Source organism: Halobacillus sp. ABH2_015, assembly GCF_056158945.1.
In genome coordinates, this window is the sequence record NZ_JBSWUG010000002.1 from 1228831 (window position 1) to 1250145 (window position 21315).

The window sequence follows — 21315 nt, forward strand, 5'->3', positions numbered from 1 at the left end:
AGGGGAGCACTGAATTTTGGACTGCGATAGGATCGGAACAAAGAAACGTTAAAGGAGGAAAAAGAATGTCTAAGGAAAAGCTTTTATCTCAAGAGGAAAGCGATCAACTTCGATCTTCATTGAAGCAGCGTTTTGACAAGCACCCGGAACGTCATCAGGGAATTCAGTGGGCTGATGTAGAAAGAAAGCTGAACACTCACTCTGAAAAAAACGCTGTGCTTTATCGTATGGAAGAGACGGGCGGTGAGCCGGATGTGGTTTTTTACGATGAAGAGAAAGATGAGCTTGTCTTTTTTGACTGTGTGAAGGAGAGTCCAAAAGGACGGAGGAGCGTCTGTTATGATCGGAAGGCGCTGGAAGCGAGAAAGAAATACAAACCGGAAACATCAGCAGTGGACCTGGCCGGGGACATCGGCATCGAAATGCTTTCTGAACAGGAATACCGTTTTCTTCAGGAAACGGGAGAGTATGATACGAAAACATCCAGCTGGGTAAAAACGCCGGATGACGTCCGCTCCAAAGGCGGGGCGATTTTCTGTGATTTCCGCTACGGGCGTGTATTCACCTATCATAATGGGGCGGAATCCTACTATGCCGCCCGCGGATTCAGAGGGTCACTCCGGTTTTAAAAGAGAAAGGGGATTCGATGAAATACGCCGTATCTGTAACCGACACATCCCATGTACAATCCATCGAAAAAAGCGGGAAGCTGATGCTGGAAGAGCTTGAAAGGTTTTCTGAACAGCTCAGGACAATTTCCTCGTATGAATCACCGCGGGGCATCGTTTTTCATGATGTTCCATCAGCAACAGAACTTTATTCGACCATTCCACTTCCGGCGTATACCTCCAGGGATCTGATTCACCTTCATCCTGTGGTAGAGACGTGGAAAGAGTTGTATAGACCAAGTGCAGCAGGAGTACCGGAAGCGGAGAGGTATTATGACAGCCTGACCGTAAAAGATGTGGCTGTAATTGCCGCTCATGAACTTACTCACCACGCCGATGTTTTTCATTCTGAGTTTGAAACATGGGAGGAAGAAGATGCCCGGGATATGTGGTTTGAAGAGGGACTCTGCTTTTACATACCAAGAACACTGATCTTGAGTAAAGACCGGTGCCAGACCATCATGGAAGTCGAACGCTTATTGATCGACAAATATAAGGAAGATTACGGAACATATCCACTTGGTCAATTTGGTGCGGCGGGATACCGGGGAGGAAGCAGTGAAGCGCTATCCGCCGCTTTTTATGATTATTGGAGAAGTACCCACGTCGTTTCCGAGCTCGTAGAGAAATACTGCGGAGGAAGTGTCCATACATTACTGGATATCTATCGCGAATGGGTGGAGGGGACTTCGGATGAGAGTCTGCAGCAGTTTTTTGTGACGTACTTCTCTTTTACAAAAGAAGAAGGGAAAGCGCTGTGGCTGATGTAGATCAGACGATATCTTTGATAAAAGTGCCGGCGGCGATGGCCCTGACAGGGAATTTGACTGCTTTGTCCATAGCGTGGGAAATTGCCCCTGGCATTCGTTCATTGTTAACATCTGTTTGAGGTAGAATGATTAAAATCATTAAATTGTTACATTTGGAAGGTAGGAGGGCTGTAATGGCGAATAAATACATACATATGATAAATATAATTATAGGCGTATTGGCTGTAGGTTTTAGCGTTTTCTTAGCCTGGACTGTCGCAGCATTTGCTCTTGAAGAAAATGCTGCAGTAATTTTAATTCCAATACTGGTAACGGCAGTTTGGGGTATAGGTTATTTGGTGCAGCTTAAAGATCATACATTAAAGAATGTGTTGATTTTGGTTCCTGTTGAAGCCATCATATTTTACCTGTTCATAACAAAAACCTCATCACTTATGAATTAAATGTGCACGAAAACCCCACCTCATGAAAGGGGGGCCTTTAGCTCGGGCTTGCATGGCAAAGATAGATTCAAGAAGTCAGAGGTCCTGCAGGATAAAAGATGATTGATAATATTGTTCTTTTTAATCTTGTAAACAACGATCTACTTAACATTTAATTTAGCAGCTTTGGAAACACTGCCTTCAAACTTTCCATTTTCATCTTCCCATTGTGCTGTTAAAAGAATACTGTACTCCCCCTGACTGCTAATTACGAATGAATGACCATCGACAACCTCATCCGAAATAGATGCAGTATCGTTCTTTAGCGTTTTTGTTATATAACTTATTTTTTGGGGTTGTGGGCCGTCAATGTTAACGATGATTTCTTCATCTTCTTTAACAGGAGTGATCCTTACATTTTCAGTCATTTCATTTAAATGAACATTATTTAATTCTCGCTTTACAGTTTCTTCAGAGCATTTGTTTGATGAGAAACAGTTTAGAACTGATTCAGAGGTAATGTTCTGCTCATTTTGGGACAATGAAACTTTAACATTGTCTGGAGTTATTGAGTTCTTTTCATTTTCTTCATACGCTTGTTCATTTTTTGTTATGTTTTCGGTATTCGTTGAGTTTTGATTATTTGGTTGGCAGGCTCCGAGCACAACGATGAGTGATAATAAAGCTATGGTTTTCATTAGGGATGACACATACAATCCTCCTTAAAGTTAAATAGGGATCTATGGGTTATAAGCTTCTAGGAGTGTCATTTTTTTATTCCATTCATTTAAGACGACAAAACATAAAATTTACCAGTTAAGATTAATAGTAGGTCAATTCTGTGAAAAAAATAGGATAGAATGCTGCATAAATATAGATCGTTCACTTCATTATTACTAAAGTATTGGATGTTTTAAACATATAGTGTTTTGAACAGAGGTAAGGGATTAATCATCGGTAATTACCTTGATATCAGGTTTTTTATACAAAGGAGGCGGTTCTTTCCAAGAAGAACGGTCTCCTTTTTAATGCTCCGGTCAGGTTTGGGGAAGACCCAGTTTTAAAGTAATAGGTAAAATTGGATGATTGTTGAAACTTACAAGTACGCTGTTCGTAATTAATATCAGGAGGTTCTTCAGTTGAGTAATAAATATGTTTATTATTCAATCCTTGCAACTTTGGTAACTGCTGCTTTAGGTTAAATTTCTTCTTTGCAATTGACTTTTTCTCCCCATATATTGCAGGACTAATTTGAAGAAGAAAAAAGGTGCCGGGGAATTATTATCAAAAGGATCTTGGCTAGAGCGGATTATTATGTAAAATACATAGAAGAAAATTTCATGTGGAAAAATTTATAATGTTCATCTTGCTATGATTGAATGTCAAATAACTAGGGGGCATACCTTGTCCGAAGAAAAGAAACAAATGCATTTTTATTTGACCATTGGTTATATAGGGATTTTGTTCTTGGTTCTCACCGGTTTCAGAATGATTTGGATAGATGACTCTACAGGTAACATGCTGGTATTGTTGAGCCTGCTTTTCATCGGTGGGTTCTGGAGATACGTTGAAAGGACATTCATTCCTAAAACTAAAGAAAGACGCATCATAAAAAGTATTTTCTTAAGCATCCTATTCATCGTCTTTTTAGGCGGCTGCTACTTGTTATTCCGATAATCTAATTATTGTATTTAGAAGAAGTCATGGAGAAGTTGACCAAAAAATTCTTAAGCATAAGAGCAGGTTGGTGCCATTGATGCCAAAGGACGAGCTGCGAGTTTTTATGGGAACGAATCCTTTGAATCGATGGTGTCCTTTTCAGTAGCAAAAAACGCACGCTCTTAGGAAGAGCGTGCGTTTTTTTGCTTAGTTTACCGATAGATCATGGATGGATGTTTTCATGTGTTTGGATAGTTCCTCGAACATGTCTTGGTCAAATTCCTTCATAGGGAGAATCTTGAAATCCTGATCATTTTCAAAGTCTACATACGTAAGTTTAAACCGTGGTTCCTTTATATCGATGGATGTTCCCTCTATACCTTTCACTTTCTGCACAGTCACTCCCGCTATGCCACCCATCCGCCGGTATTTTTCCTCCTGGCCGGAGAGAAAATTACCGAGAGAATAAAAAACGAGACTCTGAGACCCATCTGTATTTTCAATCCATTCCGGTGGCTGCAGCACGTGCGGGTGATGCCCGAGTATAATATCTGCTCCTTGTTCGGCTGCAAAGGCTGCCAATTCCTTCTGATCTGTACTCGGGTTTCTTTCATATTCATTGCCGAAATGTAAACTCATGACGACGACATCAGATTCTCCGGCGGCCTTCTCAATGTCAGAGGCAATCAGATCTTTATCAATCCTGTTCACCAGGTATGGTTTTCCATCAGGGGTCGGGATTCCATTTGTTCCATAGGTGTAAGCCAGAAAGGAGAAAGTGATGTCATTCTTTTTGATCGTTGTGATCCTATCTCTTTCCTCCGGTGACAAGTAGGCACCCACCTTTTTAATTCCCAGTGAATCCCATTGATTAATCGCGTTTTCAATCGCAGGAACTCCCCGGTCCAGCGTATGATTGTTGCTCATGGAAATAATATCAATGCCGTTCGCTTTTAACGCATCCCCTAATTCAAAGGGGGTGTTGAATGAAGGGTAGGTGGATACGCCGATGGCCGCACCGCCCATGATGCTCTCTGAATTTGCAAAGGTAATGTCGGCATTGGAAAGATAGGGGGAGACCTCTTGAAACATCGGATTAAAATCATAGCCTGAAGAAGTCTTCGCATCATTGTATACTTCTTTATGGATTAACAGATCCCCCACAGCAGCGAGTGAAACTTCCGTCACATCGGTCTTGTTCGTTGGTTTGTTGAGCGTTCTCATATTGGATGACACACGTTTTTCCGTGTCTTCTTCGTTCGGTTGGGAGAAGATGGTGGAAGCGCCAATGAAACTAATAACCAAAATGAGCGCTGAAATGATAAGCAGGCTTTTCCTTTTCATCAAACCCTCCTGTTGTCGATATTTATATTGCATGGTCCCATAAACCACCACTCATACCTTTAGAATAATGATAAAGCGTCATTACAGGACCTAGATAAGCAGGCCTGTGAGGTTTGTTGGACATAAGCGGAATAGTTTCGACATCATATGACTTTTATTATAAAATAATTGTTAAATCCAGGCAAATCTCCCCATTGAAATTTATGTTTTTTAATGTGTAAAGAAACCCTTGCTTTAGGAGGAGATTTCTTCACGCCTCTTTAGTAAGGTCGTGTACCTATCCTTTTGAATGATGAAAGGAAGGTTCTACTGGAAAAGATGATGAAGCAGAATAATGGTGAAATATAGTGCTGTTCGTGTTTTCTCATTGCTCACTTTAAGGAAGTTAAAGAAGGTGGAGAAACTTCGGAGAGAGTTAAGAGAACAACTGGAACCGGCCAACGATTTCCATAGAATATGAGGAATAACAAAAATAGGGTAGCGGCGATTTTTCAATAGAGTATCCACCTTTTAGTAAAGGGGCAGAACGATCACAAAGGATGGCCTCCCATACAATAATATGGAATACTATACCTATAAGGAAATGGGGAGAACCCCTTGATAAAAAGGAAAAACAGGTTCATAGACTCGATAGTTTAGGAAGTGATTACGATTATCCTACATACGATTTTACTCTTTGTCCTTGCAGGTATAGCGGAGATAGGGGGAGGGTATTTGATCTGGCTGTGGCTGAGAGAAGGTAAACCGCTGTATTGGGGATTGGGCGGAGGTGCAGCTTTAGCGTTGTATGGTGTGATTGCTGCATTCCAAGCTTTTCCGTCCTTCGGGAGAGTTTATGCGGCATATGGGGGAGTGTTTATCATTCTCTCTGTTTTATGGGGATGGGGCGTAGATAAAAAAACACCTGATTTATATGATTGGATTGGTGCAGGAATATGCATGGTCGGTGTAGCGGTCATGTTACTCGCCCCACGGGAGTAGTTCCATATATTCGAAAAGAAAAACGGCTGGAGTTTGTGTTATCCGTGTTTAAAAAAGAGGAACGTCCAAAAGTGGAGGTTCCTCTTTTTTAGTAAGAGTCTTTAACAAAGTCTAACGGTTAAAATACGTCAAGCACATCCAGCATGACGATGATAATCAGAAGCGGCGCTACATAACGGAGCAGGATAAACCATGTTTGGAACACCCCTTTTTTCATCCGGCTGCCGCTTTGCAGTTCTTCATACAGCGCTGACTTTTTCATTTTATTGGGTACATACAAGGCGATCAAAAGCGACCCGATCGGGAACAGGATGTTGCTGACTACATAATCCATGTTGTCAAAGAACGTCCGTCCGAACAGGGTGGCGTCTGCCAGGACTCCGTAGGACAATGTCGATGGGATCCCGACAGCGAAGATGGCGAGGCCGATGATCCACGCCCATTTTTTCCTCTTCGCTTTGTCGCCCTTCGAGAGCACGGATACGATGATCTCAAGCATAGAGAAAGCCGAGGTCAACGTCGCAAACAAGAACAACAGCAGGAAGCCGGCAAAGAAAATCATGCCGCCCGGCAGCTGGCTGAATACAGTCGGAAGCACCTGGAACAACAGGACAGGTCCGGCATCCGCCTGGAGGTCAAATGCGAACACTGCGGGGAAAATGGCCAGTCCCGCAAGCAGAACGATGAAAATGTTCATGCCACCGATGGATAAGGCAGCGCGGGGCAGGTTTTCTGTTTTAAGCAGGTATGAACTGTACGTTACCATAACGGAAACTCCGACACTCAAGGTGAAGAAGGACTGCCCCATCGCCTCTAGAATCGTCTGCGAGGTTACTTTGGTAAAGTCAGGCATCAACAGGAAGGTGATGCCTTCCATCGCGCCATCAAGAGACACGGCCCGGATGACAAGCAGGATAAACAATACAAACAAGGCAGGCATCATGATTTTACTGGCTTTTTCAATGCCCTGCTGGACACCCCGGGAGACCACAAGAACGGTCATGACCATGAAGATCAGCTGGACAAGCACACTTCCGAACGGATGGGAAATGGTGCTTCCGAATATCTCTGCGTAGGAGGAGGCATCCACGGACGCCAGCTGCCCGGTGAGTGTTTTATACAAATAAGCGACGATCCAGCCGCCGATCACACTATAGAACGACAAAAGCAGGAAGGATGTGATCATCCCCATGATGCCGATCCAATGCCATTTCGTTCCTGGTGAGATCGTTTTGTAGGATTCTACAGCATTTTTCTGAGCGGTGCGTCCGATGGAGAACTCTGCTAACAGCAGGGGCAAACCGAGAAACAATGTAAAGATAATGAATAATAGAAAGAATGCTCCGCCTCCGTTCTGGCCGGCGATATAAGGGAATTTCCAGATGGCGCCGAGTCCGATGGCGGAACCGGCGGCAGCTAATATAAATCCGATCTTGGATGTCCACTGCTCTTGTTGTTTCATAATGACATAAGCTCCTTTACCTTCTTTTTTACTTTGACGCATCTATGCGCCAAAGGGCTGACAAATAAAAAAACCGCCCCTACATGACGTAGGGACGGTTGGACCGCGGTACCACCCTTGTTATGAGCATACACTCATCACTTGTGCGTATAACAGTCGCCACTGTTTCCCACCACGGTGGAAAAAGCTCCAGAAGTGAAATTCACAGTCAGGATGTGTGCCGGTTTTCACCACGCACCGGCTCTCTGGGACAGGGATCCTGACGGCTACTTGATTTCTCTCTCAGCCGTTCTTTTTATTAACAGTTGGATACTATTTTAATCATGGGTCATTCTTCTTGTCAATGTAAAAAATATGAAATTACCCGATTGAACGCTTCTCTTCCGGGTATACCTTTACAAAAGGGGGGAAGTCATATGACGACAGGTGCTGTGATTGTTTTTGCTGCTGCGCTCATCCTGGCTGCGGTCGGATGGAAGAAATGGAAGTCCTTGACACATGGGCGTTCGGTTATTTTGACGCTGCTGTTTGTTACTTTTGGCATCGGCGGGGCTATCCTGCTTCTGTTCTACCTCGGATCCTCCGGTGTTCCGGGCGCGCTGGTCATCACGATTGCTGTGTTTGCTATTGCGGTGCTGGGGGCCAGTGAATACTTAAGCAGACGTACATGAAGAGGGACAGCCTGAAACCTATGAAACTTTTTCCATTGCAGAACGTATAGATGATTAAAGAGCGTCATCGTTCTAATTTGGCGAAGGGAATGATTGGTTGATCTGGTTTCAGGCTTTTATCCACCTCGTGCTGCCCGTACTATTGTTTGTCCATTTATTGAAATCAGCGTATTCGAAACGTACATATCTCTTGATAGACTGGGCTGCGGCTCTTATGTTCATGGCATTTATTTTTATCATCGGGCCGTGGCATATTTTTACCCACTATATGCGCTGGCTTCTGCCTCTCAGCTTTCTCGTAGGAAGTGTTTTTGTCTACAGGCGTTGGCGAAGGCTGCCTAAGAAATCGGAAAAGAAGAATAAAAGGGCTGGATTTTCCATGGTCATCAGCTTTCTTCTTAATCCTTTATTTTGGATCCATTGCGGTCTCCGGACTGTCGGGATACGCCCTGTCGGAAGAAGACAAGGCTGTCGACATGGAATTTCCAATGAAGAAGGGGGTCTATGCATTCGGTCATGGGGGAGCCAGTACGTCCATCAACTATCACTATGAATCCGAGACACAGGCTTATGCTTATGACATTCTTAAAGTCAATGCGCTTACCGCCCGTGCTGACGGCATATCCCCTGCCAAATTGGAAGATTATGAAATTTATGGGGAGCCGCTGTACAGTCCGTGCACAGGTGAAGTGACAGCAGCGGTGGACGAATATGAAGACATTCTTCCGCAGGCAGAGCCGGACAAGGAGCAGCACCCGGCAGGAAATCATGTCATTCTTTCCTGTCAGGGCGTGGATGTTCATATCGCTCATATGAAACCGGGCTCAGTCCATGTCCAGGAGGGAGATGCGGTCGAGGCGGGCCATCTCTTAGGGGAAGTGGGAAACACAGGAAATACGACGGAGCCGCACCTCCACATTCATGCAGAAAAAGATGGAGAAGGCGTGCCTCTAACGTTCCATGACCGCTTCCTAAAAAGAAACAGCCTCGTATTTCAGTGAGGAAATCCGGGTTGGAGCCACCTTTAACGGCCTGCACCGGACTTTTCAGCCTGAGACAGCACACATCGTGCTGTCTTTTTTTATTTTTTGTAAAACTATTTCCAGACCTGTATCGTTTAACGGGGCAGGAGGGGACAATGTGGAACACTCAATGAATACACCGATCGAACATGAAAACAGAGAAGCAATCATCCAGGAACTGATGGAAAACTACGGAACAGCCATCCTCCACCTTGTCTATTCATACGTAAAGGATGCGGCACTGGCGGAGGATTTAACGCAGGAAATTTTCGTGAAGGGCTATCACCACCTGCATACATACAACGGCACATCCAAACTGACAACATGGTTGTGGCGGATCGCCATCAATCACTGTAAGGATCATCTAAAAAGCTGGTATAACCGGAAAGTCACCGTCTCCGAGCAGGAACAGCTGGAACAGACAAAAGATGCTTCCAGTACAGAAGACACGGTCATCCAGAACCATGTCGATCACGAACTGGCCGCAGCGGTGATGGACCTGCCTGAGAAATACAGGGAGGTCATCTATCTTCACTACTACGAGGACTTATCGACGAGAGAGATGGCCGATGTTTTGAAGAAAAATGAAAATACATTAAAGACACGATTGAAGCGCGCAAAAGTTCTACTTAAACAACGCCTGGGAGGGACACTTTGATGGAAAACCGATTAAGAAAGTTGAAGCAGGCACTCGATCATACATCATTCAAGCCATTGACATTCGATCAGGCGCGTCGAAATGAAGTGATGGAGAAAATAGCCGAACAGGAATGTAGCCCGGAACAAATCCGCCTGTCTATTTTACAGCTCCTCGTACAGGAAGAGACAGGCTATACGCTGGCTGGTAAAATCCGGGCAAGAGGGATTAAAACGTTTGAAAGCGATCAAGGTGCGCTGTATACGACGCTTCACATTCTTGAACAGAAGCGGTGCATCCAGTCGGAGTGGAGAGAAGAAGAGCAGAAATATTATCAACTGACGAAAAAGGGAAGGAAACTGCTTAAGAAATATGAGTCCTCCCCCGACAAACCGCAGGTGCTGCGAACGCTCGTGGAGGCGGGACAGATATGAGATCACGAAGCGATTACCTTCAAACCGTCCAGTCCTTTATTAAAGACAAAGAAACCGGGAATAGGATTGCCTGTGAGTTGAACAGCCATATCCAACAGGAAAAAGAAAGCCTGCTGAACAAGGGGTTCAGTCCGGAAGCGGCTGAGGCGGAAGCGGTCCGCCGGATGGGAAGTGCACCGGAAACCGGCCGTCATTTCCAGGACGTGTACAAGGAAAAAATCGACGGATGGCTGGTCTTTCTTCTTGCTGCATTGATGGGCTTTGGTTTTCTGACGGCTCTGATCTTCAGCGGGGAAAATGGCTATTCATTCAACGGGAAATTTTTCTTCACTGTGGTCGGTATCTTGGTGGCAGGGTCACTCCTGTTGATCGACTATAGGAAACTCCAGCCATTAGGGTGGCTGTTTTACGGGCTGGGTCTGGCAGGAGCCATGTTTCTGACGTGGGGACCGATGTCGATGACCACGCTTATTCTGGGGAGCGTAGGTGTGCAGGTCGGACCCTTTCATGTGACCAGCATTGACTTCATTCCGTTGCTTCTCGTTGGTCTTGCTGCTATCGGCAGTAACGGACCGATGAAGGTGTGGAAGGGGATCGTGTTGTATGTGCTTCCCGTTTATTTTTTCATGGGAGCTGCGGATCCGAATGCTGCGTTCATTTATACGCTGCTCTTTACGGCCCTGTTCCTTCGTAAACAGGTGAACAAAAAAATCCTCTGGTCGTTGGTTTCGTTAGCCATCATCGGAGCTGTATATGCTGGCTGGTGGTTCTTTGCAGTTGCTGCCAGCTATCAAAAGGATCGGCTGCTGTCGTTTTTATCCCCTGAGAAATTCTCGAATGGGGGCGGGTCTATGTATCTGCGGATGGAGGAAGTCATCAGTCATGCCGCATGGATAGGGGAGAGTTCACAAGCGGAGCCGCTGCCTTCCGGTCACACCGATTTCGTTTTTCTTTCAATAGTGAATCAGGTGGGCTGGGCCGCTGCCCTTATTCTCCTGACCCTTCTGATTCTTGTGATTGGCCGCCTCTTCTGGATGACAAGGGAGATCAAGGAACCCTTTGGTCAGCTGCTGGTAAGAGGGAGCCTGGTGTTCTATGCTGTTCCAGTCCTTTATCACCTGCTTATGTCGATAGGGGTCCTGCCAACCGCTTCCTTCCCGCTTCCGTTCCTCAGCTACGGGATGGACGCTACTGTTCTTCATGCGGTTTTATTCGGGCTGGTGCTGAGTGTATACAGAAAGAAAAACCCCGCTTCCTTTGCTGCCCATGGGAAAACGAGGCTTCAATAATCACACCAGTCAGACGGCTTCCTTGTAGAGGGAGGTCGTCTTTTTTAAGCTCAATGGCTGAGGAAAGGGAACCATGCAGAGTTAACGAAACCGGTTTACTAAAATCACATAAAACTATTATAAAAACAAAAAAAACCTATTGAAAACGGATACATTTGTCGTTATAATCAAGCTAACCTTACAAATCAATTGATTTTTTTTAGGTATTAACGAAACCGGTTTCGTTAATCGGAGGGAAGCAACTAAATTGATGGATACGAAAGGGATGGTCAATGTGAAAAAGAGGTTCACACTCGTTCTGTTACTGGTCTTATCTATGTTTCTTTCTGCCTGCAGCAGTGATGATGAAGCGGCATCTGGAGAAGGGAAAGTGACACTGGACTTCTGGGTATTTGGAGCAACGAACTATGAGACGCTTGCTGATGAATATGAAAAGGAAAACCCGGATGTTACGATCAACATTAAAAATTCTGAGCTTGGCGATCACCACGACAGTTTGTTTACAGCCATCTCTGCCGGAACAGGCGCCCCGGATTTGACAATGATAGAAGTCGATCAGCTGGACCGTTACCGCGAAGCGCAGGGTCGTTTCGTAAACTTGTATGAGTTAGGAGCGGATGAAATTCAGGATCAATACTTAGATTGGAAATGGAAGATGGCAGAAAACGGGGGAGGCGATTTCCTCTTTGGTCTTCCAACCGATATCGGACCTAAAGCGATGTATTTCCATACCGATGTGTTTGAAGAGGCCGGCCTGCCGACAGATCCAGATGAGGTGAGCACCATGATTTCCTCTCCGGATGAATTTTCAGAGGCTGCGGAGACAGTTTTGAAGGAAACTGGCAAGCCGATGGTCGACAGCATGGAAATGGCTTTTCGTGCCAATATGGATGCCCTGCAGGTAAGCTATTTCAATCGTGATGGAGAGCTTCTTATCAATGAAGCTGATAATGGAGTGAAAGAAGCCTACGATTATGCGGTGGATCTCCAGGAGAAAGGTGTCGTCGGATCTTTTGAAATGTGGACACCGGAATGGGCCAACGCCTTGAATAAAGGAGAGTTTGCTGTAGAAATGGCACCCGCCTGGCTGAAAGGCTACATGACCGAAAATGCGCCGGAGGGCGAAGGGAAATGGAAAGTGACCACACTTCCAACGGATTTTGCCGGTAACTGGGGCGGTTCTTATGTGGCCATTCCATCTGAAACGAAAAACAGTGAAGAAGCCTATGCCTTTGCTCAGTGGATGCTTTCTCCTGAAAACCAGTTGAAGTCTTTCACAGAAAGCGGTTTATTCCCATCTGCTCCTGAAGTGTATGAAATGGAAGAGTTCGTGAACAATTCCGACGAGTATTTCGGTGGACAGAATACCGCGGCTTATTTCGCAGAGGCTGCTCAGGAAATACCTGAAGTCTACAAAGGGCCGAAATACGTTACGGTAAACAATGAAGTGTTGACGGCTCTGCGCAATGTGCAGGAAGGGGCCGACCCAGAGGACGAATGGGAAGGGGCTGTCAAACGAATCGAAGATCTTATGAACCGCTAAAATATCACGGGGCTGGGTGGGGAACATCCGGCCCTCCTACATAAAGGAGGGAAAGAAGTGGAGAGTGTACAGAAGCGTCAGCATGCATCCAAAGCCGCAGCGAAGACACCGATGTCTGAGAAAAAGAAAGATATGCTGTCCGGTTATTTGTATATCGCACCCTTTTTCATCATATTTGCCATCATCGGTCTCTATCCAGCTGTTTTCAGCATCGTCCTCGCCTTCCAGAAATGGAACGGCCTCGGGGCCATGGAGTTTGTCGGGTTCAGCAATTTCGTTGTCGTCCTTCAGGATCCGTTGTTTTGGAAGTCGTTGTATAACACAGTCATCATCGGTTTAATGGGAACGGCTCCTCAGCTGGTTGTCGGCATTATTCTTGCTTATTTTCTTAATATGGCGGTCATCCGCTTTACGAATTTTTTCCGGGTCACCATCTTTATGCCTTACATTACATCGATGGTAGCTGTCGCATTAGTATTCGGTGTGTTTTTCAGCAGCAGTGAAACCGCGCTTGCCAACTATGTCATCGGTTTGTTCGGTGTTGATCCGGTCAGTTGGAAAACGTCGGAATGGGGAGCGAAAATTGCTATTTCCCTCATGGTTTTCTGGAGATGGGTCGGCTACAATACGATCATTTATTTAGCTGGTCTTCAAAGCATACCGAAGGATTTGTACGAAGCCGCAACGATCGACGGCGCTGGAAAAGTCCAGCAGTTTCTTCACATCACCATTCCATTGTTGAAGCCGTTTATCGTCCTTACGGTATTCATGTCGACGGTCGGGGCGCTTCAGTTGTTTGCTGAACCGGCTGTATTCCTCGGTTCCTCCGCTTTCAACAGGGATGAGGCGATGACTGTAGTCATGTACCTGTACCGTGATGCGTTCAACCTTGGCTCTTTCGGAACAGCGTCCGCAACGGCGGTGCTTCTGTTGATCATTATCGTGGCGGCTGCCGCAATCAATACGTGGCTCACGTCCGGATTCGGTCGTAAGCAGAAGAGGAGGGCGTTTACCAAATGAATAAAATGAAACGTGCTGCAAAAGGAACGCTCCCTGTTTATATCGCCCTTGGGTTTGCGTCACTCGTTTCGATCTTTCCATTTTACTGGATGTTTGTAATGGCCACACAGCCAAGTGCGGCCTACAATTCCATTCCACCGACGCTTCTTCCCGGTGATCAGCTGGTGGAGAACTTCATGAAAGTGCTGGATACGATACCATTCTTCCAGGCGATGTGGAATACGATCGTACTGTGCTCGACGGTGACCTTGGCTGTCCTGTTTATCAGTTCACTGGCGGGTTTTGCCTTTGCGAAATTTCAGTTCCCGGGGAAGAACTTCTTTTTCATTCTGATTCTCTTAACGATGGTGATTCCGCCGCAGCTCGGCTTGATTCCTCAGTTTTACCTGGTTTCTCAGCTGGGATGGCTCGATACGCTGTTAGGGGCGGGCGTGCTGTTTTTACTCAACCCGCTCGGGATTTTCCTGATGCGGCAGTACATCAGTGAATCGGTTCCTGATGAGTTGATGGAAGCGGCGAAGCTGGACGGCTGTTCCAACTTCAGGATTTACAGGAGCATCGTGCTCCCAATCATCAAACCCGCCTTTGCGACGCTCGGCATCATCGTGTTCACGCTCGTCTGGGGTGAATTTTTGTGGCAGTTTACGGTTCTGCGTGATCCGGCTTCCTATACGCTGCAGGTGGCGCTTGCTTCCTTGAACAATGCCTTCCGTGTGGACTTCGGGATGCTGTTGAGCGGTGTCTTCTGGGCGACGGTTCCACTTATTCTCATTTTCCTGATTTTCAACAAATGGTTCATTTCAAGTATTACAGAAGGATCCATCAAGTAAATCTGTCCCGCTTCTCCAAATTGTTGATACAATAGATGGTAATGACATGGAGGCTGATTTTGAAGGAGAGAAAGAGATATGGATTTGACAATACGCGACATAGCTAAGATGGCCGGAGTGTCTCCAGCCACGGTTTCCAAGATTATCAACAATTATGGAGGCATCAGTGAATCGACACGAAAGAAAGTCTATAAAATCATTGAAGATACGAAGTACCAGCCGACGTTTTCAGCAAAGTCGCTGGCGACGAAGAAATCGAATTTGATCGGACTTATCTATGCGGGGAAAATCAATGTTGATTTCACCCACCCTTTTTTCAACGAAGTCGTCAATTCGTTCAAAAAAGCGGTCGGATCGCTCGGGTATGACCTGCTGCTGTTCTCGAATGAAAAGATTTACCAGGGAGAAAGCAAGTATTTGGAAAGGTGCAAGCATTTCCACGTGGACGGGTGTCTGATCATCGCAGGGGATGAAATTGAAGAGGCCGTTCATGACATTGCCCAAAGTGACATTCCAAGCGTGGGCATTGATTTGAAACTGGAAGGCCCGCAATCCAGCTATATTATGACCGACAATGCGAAAATCGGAGCCAAAGTGGTGGAGCACCTGTACTTGAACCAGGTCCGTACCATCGCCTATATCGGAGGAAAACAGGACTCGCTGGTGTCCAGTATCCGTAACATCGGTTTTATCGATGCGATGAATCAGTTTGGTCTTCCTATTGAAAAGGACTGGCTCTATTACGGGGACTTTTTCGAAGAAAGCGGCTATGAAGGAATGAAGGAGATTCTGAAAGCCGATCGTCTTCCGGAAGCTGTCTTCGCAGCGTCTGATATGATGGCACTCGGTGCGTTGAAGGCGATCAAGGAAGAAGGATTATCCGTTCCTGAGGATATCCAGCTGATCGGCTGTGATGATATTGAAGCATGCCGGTACAGCGATCCACCACTCACAACAGTCAAACAGGACAAACAAAAGCTCGGAAAGCTGGCTGCTTATATGCTGGAGGATTTGATCAAGGATGACCATGATATCCAGGATATGAAAGTAGACCCTGAGCTTGTGCTCAGAGCTTCTACGAAGGAAAGCTGAACGTTCCGGGTAAAAACTGGAGGTATCGCTTATGACAACTATTCAATTTCCAGAAAAATTTAAGTGGGGGGCGGCCACCGCGTCCTACCAAATCGAAGGGGCAGCAAAAGAGGGAGGCAGGACTCCTTCGATCTGGGACGTCTTTGCTCATACCCCCGGCAACGTAAAAAACGGGGATCATGGAGATGAGGCCTGCAACAGTTATCATATGTACAAGGAAGACGTGCAGCATTTGAAAAGCCTTGGTGTCGATCTTTACCGCTTTTCGATATCATGGTCCCGGGTCATTCCTGATGGGACGGGAAAGTTGAACGAAGAAGGAGTGGCCTACTACCGCCATTTGATTGATGAACTGCTGGAGAACGGAATCGAGCCGATGATCACCCTTTACCACTGGGATCTTCCCCAGGTGCTCCAGGAAACGGGCGGGTGGGAGAACCGAGACACGACAGACGCGTTCTTATCTTATGCCGAAGCGATGTTTCAGGCGTTCGGTGGACAGGTGAAAAAGTGGCTGACGATTAATGAACCGTGGTGTGCCTCCTTTTTATCCAACTACATCGGTGTTCATGCGCCGGGCAAAACGAGCCTGCAGGCAGCGGTCGATGTTTCCCACCACCTGCTGCTCGCCCACGGAAAAGCAGTCCAATCGTTCCGGAATTTTGTGCCGGACGGGGAGATCGGGTATGCTCCGAATGTTGGCTGGATGGAGCCCTTTTCTCCGGATGAAAAAGATGTGGAAGCCTGCCGCAGAGGGATGATGTGGCAGAAGGAATGGTTCATGGATCCTGTGTTCAAAGGAACATACCCAGAGACGCTGCAGAACATCTTTGCTGAACAGGATGCCGTGCTGCGTATGGAAGAAGGAGATCTCGATATCATCTCCCAGCCAATCGATCTTATGGGAATCAACTACTACACAGGAAGCCTCGGCCGCTACAAGGAAGATGGAGGCATGTTCCAGGTCGAGGAAATCCCCGTCGACGACCGACGCACAGATATTGACTGGCCGATTTATGCAGAAGGCTTCTACAAAACGTTAAAGGATCTTCATGAAACGTACGGTGACGTGCAGCTGTACATCACAGAAAACGGGGCCTGCTACAACCACGGGGTGGAAGAGGATGGAAAGGTGCATGATCAGGAGCGAATCGAATACTTAAAGCAGCACCTGACATCATTGAGCCGGGCGATTGAGGCCGGCGTTCCGATTACAGGGTACATCGTCTGGTCGCTTCTGGATAATTTTGAATGGGCGGAAGGCTATGACAAGCGTTTCGGAATCATCCACGTGAATTTTGATACGTTTGAGCGGACACGGAAAGACAGCTACTACTGGTATAAGGAAACGGTGGAAAACCATAGATTTAATCTATGAATCTCAATGAATGACGAGCCACGCTGTCAAGGGACAGCGTGGTTTGTTTTATGGATAACGCCCAGACCACATCTTCCCGCCCAGCATAGGCTAAGGTTGAAGCAAACGGAAGGGGCGATCGTTGTGGAACGGATTTATCATCATGGTCACGGCACATACGTACCCGGCGCAGGATACCACCACGGACACGGGACTTATATCCCGGGGTATGGCTATCACCATGGACATGGCACCTATGTCCCGGGCTACGGGTATCATCATGGGCAGGGAACGTATGGAGGATCCGGTTTCGAGCACGGACACAGCAGCTATGCACCCGGCTACGGGTACCATTACGGCCAGGGAAATTATTATCCGTGGGGCGGCGTTCATCACAGCCACGGTGGATGGTACTCTTAATCAATCAAAGAAAGGCCCTCAAGGGGTCTTTTTTTCTGGTCATAAACAGGAGTGTATGCTGAAGAAAAAGGATAAAAAAGGAAATGTGTAGAACTAATCTTTATAAAGGGGCGGTAAGCAGAAGAGGGGGAGGATAGATGAAAGATCTAAAAAACCATCTCAGGGAATTAGAAGGAGCACATATCAGTCTGGACGTCAGGTCTTCCGCTGAAAAACTGGATCAGATCCTTGCAGATGATTTTTGGGAGATTGGCAGTTCCGGAATCATCTATACAAAAAAAGACTGCCTGAATCTTGGGGTCGTTCTGTCAGAAATGACGATGCATCATTATGAGATTCAGATTCTGGCAGAGGATACGGTCCTGAGTACATATAAAGTCAAGGATACGACGCGGAAGCGGAACACATGGAGGAGCTCGATCTGGAAGAAAACCCATGGCAGATGGCAGCTGTATTTCCATCAAGGGACAATCATCCCGGGTCAGTAACAAAGGAGGTGTGCTTGTGGAACCTGTATGGAAAGTCTATGGATATATCACCCGCTTTGATAAAGAAAAGCCGCAGGTGCTTGTTTTTCAAAATTCAGTTCCTGAGGCCGGCATTCAAATTCCTAAAGGAACTGTGAACCCGGGGGAAGATCCTCTACATGCTGTTGTAAGGGAAATGGTGGAGGAGACAGGGCTGAATTCCGTCTATGTAGAAAAATTACTGGTGATGGATACGTGGATAAATGAGGACGGAAATCCGCACAAGCGGTATTTTATCAGCTCCACACCCCGGAGGTGAAAGGCAGCTGGCTGCACGAACCGTCCGGGGGAGGAGAAGAAAAAGGGCTGACCTTCCACTTCTTCTGGATTTCGTCCGTAGAGGAAGTGGATTTGATCAGAGGACATGGGGATTATCTCCATTTAGTCCTGGACGGCCTCTGAGACAATCTTTTTCCTGTTTGATTGTACAGGTCTTTCCCATAAGCATGCGGAGACCAGAAGAGAGGTCGCAAGCCCGCATCCGATAATGGCACTGAATGATGGGGGATACGCATATTGAATGGCTTGAAAAGCGTCTATTCCCCATAGAAATGGAAACAGAAGAGATACGTAAAACCAGTCATTGGATGCTTTTTCAGATGCTTTGGCTGCAAAACGCTTTCCTGTAAGGGCTGTGACCAGAATAACGATGGCACAAATTATAAACGAAAGCACATGCTCTTTGGCTGCCGTTCCTTCGAAAATAATCAACCGATACATCCCTAAACCGAATAATCCAGCCAACGTACTATTGTATAAGAACCCAGTCATTTTACCTCTCCCTTTTGATGAGGAGTTTTAAAAATACCATTGTATTCCTGGATATTTTTACATATTTTAACTGATAAATCAATGTTGAAAAGGAGTGCTGCTTATGAAACAGATCATCGCTGTAGGTGGAGGAGGCTTTTCGATGGATCCTGAAAATCCACTGTTGGATACGTACCTGCTGGAGCAGTCTTCGAAAACAAAGCCCCACATCTGTTTTATCCCGACGGCGAGCGGAGATTCCGGCAGTTATATGGCCAGATTTTACAACTTTTTCGAAAACTATGCCTGTCAGCCTTCCCACCTTTCATTATTTCACCCACCCACAAGAGATCTGGACAGTTTTCTACTGGAAAAGGATATCATCTTCGTCGGCGGTGGAAATACGAGGAATATACTGGCGTTATGGAGAGAATGGGGAGTGGATGTGATCTTGAAGAAAGCGTGGGAGCAGGGCGTCATCCTTGCAGGTGTCAGTGCCGGATCGATCTGTTGGTTTGAAGAAGGCGTCACGGATTCCTTCGGAGGGGAGCTGGAACCGCTGCAAGGGCTGGGCTTTCTTTCGGGAAGCCACTGTCCGCATTATGACGGCGAACCGAAACGGAGGCCGGCATATAAGAAATTAATGGCCGAAGGGAAAATCAAGCCCGGACTGGCCGTAGATGATCATGCGGCTGCCCACTATATTGATCACCATCTGCACAGAGTGGTGAGTTCTAAGCCGAATGCCAGGGCTCACCGGCTTTATCATAACCGTGGTATACAGGAAGAAGAGCTGGAGACGCATTACTTAGGAAGGGATGAATGAACATACATCAAAAAAATTTGATGCATTCAATTGACATCCTTCCTGAGGGATGAATATAATGCAGTTATATCAAAAAAATTTGATGTAGAGGTGAGACGATGGAAACGGTCGATCAACATGCAGGAACTGGGAAGGAACTTTCCTTTGAAGGGTACGAAAAGAAATTCAAGGCACTCGCAGATCAGCTTCGTCTTAAAATCATGTATGAACTGAATCAGAAGGGACAGCTGTGTGTCTGTGATCTGACAGAGCTTGTCGGACTCCCGCAGTCCAAACTGTCCTACCATTTGAAAATCCTCCATGATGCCGGTTTTATTCAGAGGGAAAAGAAGGGGACCTGGAACTATTATCAGCTGAACGATTCGGAAGTTAAATCCATCCTATCCCCGGAACTCTGCTGCATCTTTTACCCTGGTCAGTAGTCAGGGTAAATCTATACATTATACATCAAAAAAAGTTGATGCAGGGAGGGATCTTATGAATGCTTTTCTCGAGTTTATGAAAACATTCCTCATTTTGTTTGCGGAGTTGACCGCATTGTTCATTCTCATCAGCTTCCTCGTCAGTCTTCTGCAGCAGAAGGTGACAGAGGAGCGGATTAAACGGGTGTTGGAACGACCGAATAAGTGGAGCGGCTACCTGTATGGAACGGTGCTCGGGGCACTGACGCCCTTCTGTTCATGTTCGACGATTCCGATTCTGGCAGGACTGCTTTCTTCTAAAGCACCGTTTGGACCGTCCATGTCCTTCTTAGTAGCCTCACCATTATTGAACCCCGTCATTGTCCTTCTGCTGTGGACGCTGCTCGGGTGGGAATTGACGTTGTCCTATGTTCTGATTGTCGGTGCTTTCTCTATCCTGATTGGAGTGGTATGGGATCTGCTCGGGCTTGAAAAGTTCGTGAAAAATGTAAGGGTCCGGAAAGGAAGCACTACTGCTGAAGCGGATGAGCCGAAATGGAAGGTGGCGCTGCGGGACGCCTGGGGCTTCTTTTACCCTGTCCTGCCGTTCCTTCTACTTGGGGTATTCATCGGAGCATTCATCCATGACTTCATTCCTCAGGAGATGATTGCCAGGTTTGCAGGTGGAGATCAACCATGGACGATTCCGGTGGCTTCTGTCATTGGTATCCCCATGTACATCCGAGCGGAAGCGATTCTGCCGATTGCCGATGCACTGGTGGGTAAGGGCATGGGGATCGGTGCCATTATCGCCTTGGTCATCGGTGGTGCGGGCGCGAGTATTCCTGAGGTGGTTTTGTTGAATAAACTGTTCAAACCGAAGCTCGTCACCGCTTTTGTTGTCTCCATCCTCGTCGTGGCGGTATCCACAGGGTTTATCGTGCAGACGATACTTTAAAGGAGGTGAAATCCATGGCTGAAAAAAAGAAAGGGCTCCGCGGTTTGTTTTCCAAATCTGATAAAAACTGCTGTCATGTAGACATTGAAGAGGTAGAGGAAAAAGAAACAAAGGAAAACGATAGCGAAGAGGGACAGGAGGAAAACCGTCAGGAAAACGCATAGAGTCTGCCGGGGGAGTCTTCAAGGAAGGCTCTCCTGCTTCTGTGATGAAGAATGGAGGAGGGAATGAC

26 protein-coding genes and 1 other annotated feature are annotated in these 21315 nt (G+C 46.4%); of the genes, 22 read left to right on the forward strand and 4 right to left on the reverse strand.

Annotated elements, in window-relative coordinates; translation table 11 throughout:
- Positions 1-65: 65 nt before the first annotated feature.
- From ACXAD6_RS06480 to ACXAD6_RS06495, 4 genes are read left to right on the forward strand one after another with little or no spacing between them, the layout of a single operon-like run.
- The gene (locus ACXAD6_RS06480; RefSeq protein ID WP_474968169.1) at positions 66-629 is read left to right on the forward strand and encodes a DUF4256 domain-containing protein; all 564 of its coding nucleotides are present in this window, start codon (positions 66-68) and stop codon (positions 627-629) included.
- 17 nt (positions 630-646) lie between these two features.
- On the forward strand, positions 647-1438 hold the full coding sequence (locus ACXAD6_RS06485) for a hypothetical protein (protein ID WP_474968170.1): 792 nt from the start codon (positions 647-649) through the stop codon (positions 1436-1438).
- The gene (locus ACXAD6_RS06490) at positions 1426-1557 is read left to right on the forward strand and encodes a hypothetical protein (RefSeq protein WP_474968171.1); all 132 of its coding nucleotides are present in this window, start codon (positions 1426-1428) and stop codon (positions 1555-1557) included. The genes ACXAD6_RS06485 and ACXAD6_RS06490 overlap by 13 nt, the downstream gene beginning before the upstream one ends.
- Positions 1558-1611: 54 nt before the next feature.
- Positions 1612-1881, forward strand: coding sequence for a hypothetical protein (locus ACXAD6_RS06495; protein WP_474968172.1), 270 nt, complete (start codon positions 1612-1614; stop codon positions 1879-1881).
- A gap of 140 nt (positions 1882-2021) precedes the next feature.
- Here the strand turns inward: ACXAD6_RS06495 and ACXAD6_RS06500 are convergent, their stop codons facing one another.
- The gene (locus tag ACXAD6_RS06500) at positions 2022-2570 is read right to left on the reverse strand and encodes a hypothetical protein (protein ID WP_474968173.1); all 549 of its coding nucleotides are present in this window, start codon (positions 2568-2570) and stop codon (positions 2022-2024) included.
- A 1156-nt stretch (positions 2571-3726) separates the two neighbouring features.
- Entirely contained in the window at positions 3727-4863 is a 1137-nt protein-coding gene (locus ACXAD6_RS06505; RefSeq protein ID WP_474968174.1) for a CapA family protein, read from the reverse strand.
- Between the two features lie 654 nt (positions 4864-5517).
- On the opposite strand from ACXAD6_RS06505, the gene ACXAD6_RS06510 reads away from it, so the two are divergent.
- Positions 5518-5844, forward strand: coding sequence for a YnfA family protein (locus ACXAD6_RS06510; RefSeq protein ID WP_027953838.1), 327 nt, complete (start codon positions 5518-5520; stop codon positions 5842-5844).
- Between the two features lie 118 nt (positions 5845-5962).
- Here the strand turns inward: ACXAD6_RS06510 and ACXAD6_RS06515 are convergent, their stop codons facing one another.
- Entirely contained in the window at positions 5963-7306 is a 1344-nt protein-coding gene (locus ACXAD6_RS06515; RefSeq protein WP_474970371.1) for a sodium-dependent transporter, read from the reverse strand.
- Between the two features lie 87 nt (positions 7307-7393).
- Positions 7394-7599, reverse strand: a binding site (T-box leader).
- A gap of 123 nt (positions 7600-7722) precedes the next feature.
- Between ACXAD6_RS06515 and ACXAD6_RS06520 the strand changes: the two genes are divergently transcribed.
- The 13 genes from ACXAD6_RS06520 to ACXAD6_RS06580 all read left to right on the forward strand — a co-directional run bounded on the left by ACXAD6_RS06520 (position 7723) and on the right by ACXAD6_RS06580 (position 18407).
- Positions 7723-7977: a hypothetical protein gene (locus ACXAD6_RS06520; protein WP_474968175.1), complete on the forward strand. Its 255-nt coding sequence runs from the start codon at positions 7723-7725 to the stop codon at positions 7975-7977.
- A gap of 311 nt (positions 7978-8288) precedes the next feature.
- Positions 8289-8978 carry a M23 family metallopeptidase gene (locus ACXAD6_RS06525; protein WP_474968176.1) on the forward strand — a complete coding sequence of 230 codons (690 nt, stop codon included), beginning with the start codon at positions 8289-8291 and terminating at the stop codon, positions 8976-8978.
- 139 nt (positions 8979-9117) lie between these two features.
- Positions 9118-9657, forward strand: a complete 540-nt coding sequence (locus ACXAD6_RS06530) for a sigma-70 family RNA polymerase sigma factor (protein ID WP_474968177.1) — start codon at positions 9118-9120, stop codon at positions 9655-9657.
- Entirely contained in the window at positions 9657-10070 is a 414-nt protein-coding gene (locus tag ACXAD6_RS06535; protein WP_474968178.1) for a PadR family transcriptional regulator, read from the forward strand. Before ACXAD6_RS06530 ends, ACXAD6_RS06535 begins: the two co-directional genes overlap by 1 nt.
- Positions 10067-11359, forward strand: a complete 1293-nt coding sequence (locus ACXAD6_RS06540) for an FtsW/RodA/SpoVE family cell cycle protein (RefSeq protein ID WP_474968179.1) — start codon at positions 10067-10069, stop codon at positions 11357-11359. The genes ACXAD6_RS06535 and ACXAD6_RS06540 overlap by 4 nt, the downstream gene beginning before the upstream one ends.
- Positions 11360-11624: 265 nt before the next feature.
- The gene (locus ACXAD6_RS06545) at positions 11625-12902 is read left to right on the forward strand and encodes an ABC transporter substrate-binding protein (protein ID WP_474970372.1); all 1278 of its coding nucleotides are present in this window, start codon (positions 11625-11627) and stop codon (positions 12900-12902) included.
- 111 nt (positions 12903-13013) lie between these two features.
- Complete coding sequence (locus ACXAD6_RS06550; RefSeq protein ID WP_160836443.1) at positions 13014-13922, forward strand: carbohydrate ABC transporter permease; 909 nt, start codon at positions 13014-13016, stop codon at positions 13920-13922.
- The gene (locus ACXAD6_RS06555; RefSeq protein ID WP_474968180.1) at positions 13919-14752 is read left to right on the forward strand and encodes a carbohydrate ABC transporter permease; all 834 of its coding nucleotides are present in this window, start codon (positions 13919-13921) and stop codon (positions 14750-14752) included. Before ACXAD6_RS06550 ends, ACXAD6_RS06555 begins: the two co-directional genes overlap by 4 nt.
- Positions 14753-14830: 78 nt before the next feature.
- Positions 14831-15844 (forward strand): LacI family DNA-binding transcriptional regulator, encoded by a 1014-nt coding sequence (locus ACXAD6_RS06560; protein WP_474968181.1) that lies wholly within the window; start codon positions 14831-14833, stop codon positions 15842-15844.
- A gap of 31 nt (positions 15845-15875) precedes the next feature.
- Complete coding sequence (locus ACXAD6_RS06565; protein ID WP_474968182.1) at positions 15876-17222, forward strand: GH1 family beta-glucosidase; 1347 nt, start codon at positions 15876-15878, stop codon at positions 17220-17222.
- 96 nt (positions 17223-17318) lie between these two features.
- Positions 17319-17621 (forward strand): hypothetical protein, encoded by a 303-nt coding sequence (locus ACXAD6_RS06570; protein WP_474968183.1) that lies wholly within the window; start codon positions 17319-17321, stop codon positions 17619-17621.
- Positions 17622-17758: 137 nt separating this feature from the next.
- Positions 17759-18109, forward strand: a complete 351-nt coding sequence (locus tag ACXAD6_RS06575; RefSeq protein ID WP_474968184.1) for a nuclear transport factor 2 family protein — start codon at positions 17759-17761, stop codon at positions 18107-18109.
- A gap of 16 nt (positions 18110-18125) precedes the next feature.
- Positions 18126-18407: an NUDIX domain-containing protein gene (locus ACXAD6_RS06580; protein ID WP_474968185.1), complete on the forward strand. Its 282-nt coding sequence runs from the start codon at positions 18126-18128 to the stop codon at positions 18405-18407.
- Positions 18408-18529: 122 nt separating this feature from the next.
- Here ACXAD6_RS06580 and ACXAD6_RS06585 read toward each other — a convergent pair whose 3' ends face one another.
- Positions 18530-18919 carry a hypothetical protein gene (locus ACXAD6_RS06585; protein ID WP_474968186.1) on the reverse strand — a complete coding sequence of 130 codons (390 nt, stop codon included), beginning with the start codon at positions 18917-18919 and terminating at the stop codon, positions 18530-18532.
- A gap of 103 nt (positions 18920-19022) precedes the next feature.
- On the opposite strand from ACXAD6_RS06585, the gene ACXAD6_RS06590 reads away from it, so the two are divergent.
- From ACXAD6_RS06590 to ACXAD6_RS06605, 4 genes are all read left to right on the forward strand, one after another.
- The gene (locus tag ACXAD6_RS06590; protein ID WP_474968187.1) at positions 19023-19724 is read left to right on the forward strand and encodes a Type 1 glutamine amidotransferase-like domain-containing protein; all 702 of its coding nucleotides are present in this window, start codon (positions 19023-19025) and stop codon (positions 19722-19724) included.
- Positions 19725-19822: 98 nt separating this feature from the next.
- Entirely contained in the window at positions 19823-20146 is a 324-nt protein-coding gene (locus tag ACXAD6_RS06595) for an ArsR/SmtB family transcription factor (RefSeq protein ID WP_474968188.1), read from the forward strand.
- A 55-nt stretch (positions 20147-20201) separates the two neighbouring features.
- A complete protein-coding gene (locus tag ACXAD6_RS06600) occupies positions 20202-21083 on the forward strand; it encodes a permease (protein ID WP_474968189.1) in 882 nt (293 codons plus the stop codon).
- Between the two features lie 14 nt (positions 21084-21097).
- Positions 21098-21247 (forward strand): hypothetical protein, encoded by a 150-nt coding sequence (locus ACXAD6_RS06605; RefSeq protein WP_474968190.1) that lies wholly within the window; start codon positions 21098-21100, stop codon positions 21245-21247.
- Positions 21248-21315 lie beyond the last annotated feature (68 nt).

Bases quoted from the DNA above. Each gene is read 5' to 3' on its own strand.
- ACXAD6_RS06480 (WP_474968169.1), top strand. From the start codon at position 66: ATGTCTAAGGAAAAGCTTTTATCTCAAGAGGAAAGCGATCAACTTCGA.
- ACXAD6_RS06485 (WP_474968170.1), top strand. From the start codon at position 647: ATGAAATACGCCGTATCTGTAACCGACACATCCCATGTACAATCCATC.
- ACXAD6_RS06495 (WP_474968172.1), top strand. From the start codon at position 1,612: ATGGCGAATAAATACATACATATGATAAATATAATTATAGGCGTATTG.
- ACXAD6_RS06505 (WP_474968174.1), bottom strand. From the start codon at position 4,863: ATGAAAAGGAAAAGCCTGCTTATCATTTCAGCGCTCATTTTGGTTATT.
- ACXAD6_RS06515 (WP_474970371.1), bottom strand. From the start codon at position 7,306: ATGAAACAACAAGAGCAGTGGACATCCAAGATCGGATTTATATTAGCT.
- ACXAD6_RS06520 (WP_474968175.1), top strand. From the start codon at position 7,723: ATGACGACAGGTGCTGTGATTGTTTTTGCTGCTGCGCTCATCCTGGCT.
- ACXAD6_RS06535 (WP_474968178.1), top strand. From the start codon at position 9,657: ATGGAAAACCGATTAAGAAAGTTGAAGCAGGCACTCGATCATACATCA.
- ACXAD6_RS06540 (WP_474968179.1), top strand. From the start codon at position 10,067: ATGAGATCACGAAGCGATTACCTTCAAACCGTCCAGTCCTTTATTAAA.
- ACXAD6_RS06545 (WP_474970372.1), top strand. From the start codon at position 11,625: ATGGTCAATGTGAAAAAGAGGTTCACACTCGTTCTGTTACTGGTCTTA.
- ACXAD6_RS06550 (WP_160836443.1), top strand. From the start codon at position 13,014: ATGTCTGAGAAAAAGAAAGATATGCTGTCCGGTTATTTGTATATCGCA.
- ACXAD6_RS06555 (WP_474968180.1), top strand. From the start codon at position 13,919: ATGAATAAAATGAAACGTGCTGCAAAAGGAACGCTCCCTGTTTATATC.
- ACXAD6_RS06560 (WP_474968181.1), top strand. From the start codon at position 14,831: ATGGATTTGACAATACGCGACATAGCTAAGATGGCCGGAGTGTCTCCA.
- ACXAD6_RS06565 (WP_474968182.1), top strand. From the start codon at position 15,876: ATGACAACTATTCAATTTCCAGAAAAATTTAAGTGGGGGGCGGCCACC.
- ACXAD6_RS06575 (WP_474968184.1), top strand. From the start codon at position 17,759: ATGAAAGATCTAAAAAACCATCTCAGGGAATTAGAAGGAGCACATATC.
- ACXAD6_RS06585 (WP_474968186.1), bottom strand. From the start codon at position 18,919: ATGACTGGGTTCTTATACAATAGTACGTTGGCTGGATTATTCGGTTTA.
- ACXAD6_RS06590 (WP_474968187.1), top strand. From the start codon at position 19,023: ATGAAACAGATCATCGCTGTAGGTGGAGGAGGCTTTTCGATGGATCCT.
- ACXAD6_RS06595 (WP_474968188.1), top strand. From the start codon at position 19,823: ATGGAAACGGTCGATCAACATGCAGGAACTGGGAAGGAACTTTCCTTT.
- ACXAD6_RS06600 (WP_474968189.1), top strand. From the start codon at position 20,202: ATGAATGCTTTTCTCGAGTTTATGAAAACATTCCTCATTTTGTTTGCG.
- ACXAD6_RS06605 (WP_474968190.1), top strand. From the start codon at position 21,098: ATGGCTGAAAAAAAGAAAGGGCTCCGCGGTTTGTTTTCCAAATCTGAT.